The sequence below is a fragment of the Streptomyces synnematoformans genome (assembly GCF_039531005.1).
Lineage (GTDB): Bacteria > Actinomycetota > Actinomycetes > Streptomycetales > Streptomycetaceae > Streptomyces > Streptomyces synnematoformans.
Map to the genome: position 1 here is coordinate 1 of NZ_BAAAPF010000476.1, position 3638 is coordinate 3638.

General features: G+C 71.9%; 3 protein-coding genes. All 3 read left to right on the forward strand.

Going from position 1 to position 3638, the window contains the following annotated elements; all coding sequences use genetic code 11:
• Positions 1–108 precede the first annotated feature (108 nt).
• Positions 109–1206, forward strand: coding sequence for an S-methyl-5-thioribose-1-phosphate isomerase (gene mtnA / locus ABD317_RS34645; protein WP_344295496.1), 1098 nt, complete (start codon positions 109–111; stop codon positions 1204–1206).
• Between the two features lie 103 nt (positions 1207–1309).
• A complete protein-coding gene (gene mtrA, locus ABD317_RS34650; protein ID WP_027754408.1) occupies positions 1310–1987 on the forward strand; it encodes a two-component system response regulator MtrA in 678 nt (225 codons plus the stop codon).
• Position 1988: 1 nt separating this feature from the next.
• On the forward strand, positions 1989–3638 hold a 1650-nt coding region (gene mtrB / locus ABD317_RS34655), incomplete at its 3' end, for an MtrAB system histidine kinase MtrB (protein ID WP_344295501.1).

Below are 3638 nucleotides of genomic sequence, written 5' to 3' on the forward strand. Positions count from 1 at the left end.
GGGGGACCGTGTGGGAGAGTAGGTCACCGCCGAACAATCTTTAGTACTCAACCCCTGGGCTGTGGCCCAGGGGTTGAGTCATTTTCCGTGGCCTTGCAGACTGGGGCAATGGCCGAGGAGATAGTCGCGCTTCGTTGGGAAGAGCCGTCGGGCGCCGGGGAGGGCGGTCCCGCGATCGTCCTGCTGGACCAGACGCGACTGCCCGTGGACGAGGTGGAGTTGGTCTGTGCCGACGCGCCGGCGTTGGTGCGGGCGATTCAGACGCTTGCCGTCCGGGGGGCGCCGCTGCTCGGTATTGCCGGGGCGTACGGCGTCGCGCTCGCCGCTGCGCGGGGTGATGACGTCGACGAGGCCGCCGAGCTGCTGGCCGGGGCGCGGCCGACCGCGGTGAACCTGGCGTACGGCGTACGGAGGGCGCAGGCCGCTTTTCATGCCGGCGGCCGGGCCGGGGGCGGTGGTGCCGCTGCCGCGCTGGCCGAGGCGCGGGGGTTGCATGCGGACGATGCGCGGGGCAGTGCGCGGATGGCGGAGCACGGGCTGAGGCTCCTCGGTGGGCTGCTGCCCGGCGGTGGCTACCGGCTGCTCACGCACTGCAACACCGGGGCGCTGGTGTCCGGCGGCGGCGGTACCGCGTTCGCGGTGGTGCGGGCGGCGCAGCGCTCCGGGGAGCTGCGGCGGCTGTGGGTGGACGAGACCCGGCCCCTTCTGCAGGGGGCGCGGCTGACCGCGTACGAGGCGGCGCGGGCCGGCGTGCCGTACACGCTGCTGACGGACAACGCCGCCGGGTCGCTGTTCGCGAGCCGGCAGGTGGACGCCGTGATCCTGGGCGCGGACCGGATCGCGGCGGACGGGTCGGTGGCCAACAAGGTCGGGACGTATCCGCTGGCGGTGCTGGCCCGCTACCATCGGGTTCCGTTCCTCGTCGTCGCGCCTACGACGACGGTGGACTCCGGTACACCGGACGGCTCGGCCATCGAGGTGGAGCAGCGGGCCGGGGGCGAGGTCACGGAGTTTTCCGTGCCCCACGCCGCCGGGTCTCGTTCGGCAGGGGCCGCGGTGCCGTACGCGGTCGCCCCCGTGGGGGCGGAGGCGTACAACCCGGCCTTCGATGTCACCCCGCCGGAGCTGGTCACGGCTCTGGTCACGGAGCGCGGGGTGGTCTCGCCGGTGACGGGGGATGCGCTCGCGGAGCTGTGCGGGCGTTGACCGCGGTGATCGTCAGGGGAAGAGGTGCGTCGCGGCGGTGGCCGGGGCGTGACCTGGGACACGGGATTCTCTGTATGGGATGTGTAAATGGGATGATGTCGTCATGAAAGGACGCGTTCTCGTCGTCGACGACGACACCGCACTGGCCGAGATGCTCGGCATCGTGCTGCGCGGGGAAGGCTTCGAACCGTCGTTCGTATCGGACGGTGACAAGGCGCTTGCCGCGTTCCGCGAGTCGAAGCCCGACCTGGTGCTGCTCGACCTCATGCTGCCCGGCCGGGACGGCATCGAGGTCTGCCGCCTGATCAGGGCGGAGTCCGGTGTGCCGATCGTCATGCTGACGGCGAAGACCGACACCGTGGACGTCGTCGTGGGTCTGGAGTCCGGGGCCGACGACTACATCGTCAAACCGTTCAAGCCCAAGGAGCTGGTGGCCCGGATCCGGGCCCGGCTGCGCCGGTCGGAGGAGCCGGTGCCGGAGCAGCTGGCGATCGGCGATCTGGTGATCGACGTCGCCGGGCACTCGGTGAAGCGCGGCGGTGAGCCGATCGCGCTGACGCCGCTGGAGTTCGACCTGCTGGTGGCGCTGGCGCGCAAGCCGTGGCAGGTCTTCACCCGCGAGGTGCTGCTGGAGCAGGTCTGGGGTTATCGGCACGCCGCCGACACGCGTCTGGTGAACGTCCACGTGCAGCGGCTGCGCTCGAAGGTCGAGAAGGACCCGGAGAAGCCGGAGATCGTGGTCACCGTCCGCGGCGTCGGCTACAAGGCGGGACCGAGCTGACGTGTTCCGCGTGCTGCCGCGGGAGGGCGTGCCCGGCGGGCCGGTGCAGCCGTTTGTCCGGCTGTGCGTGCGCTGGGTGCGCCGCCCGTTGCACATCGCGACCAGGCTCTACCGGCGGAGCATCCAGCTGCGGGTGGTGGCCACCACCCTGCTGATGTCGCTGGGCGTCGTCGTGCTGCTCGGCATCGTCGTCATCGGGCAGGTGCGCAACGGGCTGCTGGAGGCGAAGCTCGGCGCCGCGCACGTGCAGGCGCAGAGCGGCTTCGCGCAGGCGGAGATCCGCGCCGCCGCGGAGGAGCCCGGCAGCAGCGGCGAGGCCACGGCCGCCGTGAACTCCGCGGAGTGGCGGGCCGACCTCGTCGAGCAGCTGATGGGCAGCGGGCAGGGGCTGGTGTCCGTGCTGGTGATGAGTTCCAGCGTGGACAACCAGGCCACCGGCTCGACCGACAATCCGCGGGGCTCGCTGGTCTCGGACGACACGCCGGTGGAGAGCATCCCGGCGGATCTGCGGGAGAAGGTCGACCGCGGCGGCGGATCCGGGATCTACGAGCAGTACGCGCGCGTCTGGAACCGGGGCTCGGGCGAGAGCGAGCCGTCGCTGATCATCGGCAAGCGGCTGAACGACCCGAACAACAATCCTTACCAGCTGTACTTCGTGTTTCCCTTCACGCAGGAAGAGAAGACGCTGAGCCTGGTGAAGGGCACCCTGGCGACGGCCGGCGTGTTCGTGGTGGTGCTGCTCGGCGCCATCGCCTGGCTCGTCGTACGGCAGGTCGTCACGCCCGTGCGGATGGCGGCCGGCATCGCCGAGCGGCTGGCCGCGGGGCGGCTGCAGGAGCGGATGAAGGTCAGCGGTGAGGACGACATCGCCCGGTTGGGTCACTCGTTCAACAAGATGGCGCAGAACCTCCAGGTGAAGATCCAGCAGCTGGAGGAGCTGTCGCGGATGCAGCGCCGCTTCGTCTCCGACGTCTCGCACGAGCTGCGCACCCCGTTGACGACGGTGCGTATGGCCGCGGACGTGATCCACGAGGGGCGCGAGGACTTCGACCCGGTCACCGCCCGCTCCGCCGAGCTGCTGATTGAGCAGCTGGACCGGTTCGAGTCGCTGCTCTCCGACCTGCTGGAGATCAGCCGCTTCGACGCGGGTGCCGCGGCGCTGGACGCCGAGTCCGTCGACCTGCGGGAGATCGTGCGGCGCGTGGTGGGGGGCGCGCAGATGCTCGCGGACGCCAAGGGCGGACGGCTGCTCGTACGGGGCGACGGGCAGCCCGTGCTCGCGGAGGTCGACGCGCGGCGCGTGGAGCGGGTCCTGCGGAACCTGGTCGTCAATGCCGTCGAGCACGGCGAGGGCCGCGACGTCGTCGTCCGCCTCGGCGCGTCCGAGACCGCGGTGGCGGTGGCGGTCCGCGACTACGGGGTGGGGCTGAAGCCCGGCGAGGCGACGCGGGTGTTCAACCGCTTCTGGCGCGCCGACCCGGCCCGGGCCCGTACGACCGGCGGGACCGGCCTGGGGCTGTCCATCTCCCTGGAGGACGCCCGGCTGCACGGCGGCTGGCTGCAGGCCTGGGGGGAGCCGGGCGGCGGGTCGCAGTTCCGGCTGACGCTGCCGCGGCGGGGCGGGGCGCCGCTGCACGGCTCGCCGGTGCCG

What these genes read in the sequence shown, in the direction of transcription:
- mtnA (WP_344295496.1), top strand. Translation starts at nt 109, where the DNA reads ATGGCCGAGGAGATAGTCGCGCTTCGTTGGGAAGAGCCGTCGGGCGCC.
- mtrA (WP_027754408.1), top strand. Translation starts at nt 1,310, where the DNA reads ATGAAAGGACGCGTTCTCGTCGTCGACGACGACACCGCACTGGCCGAG.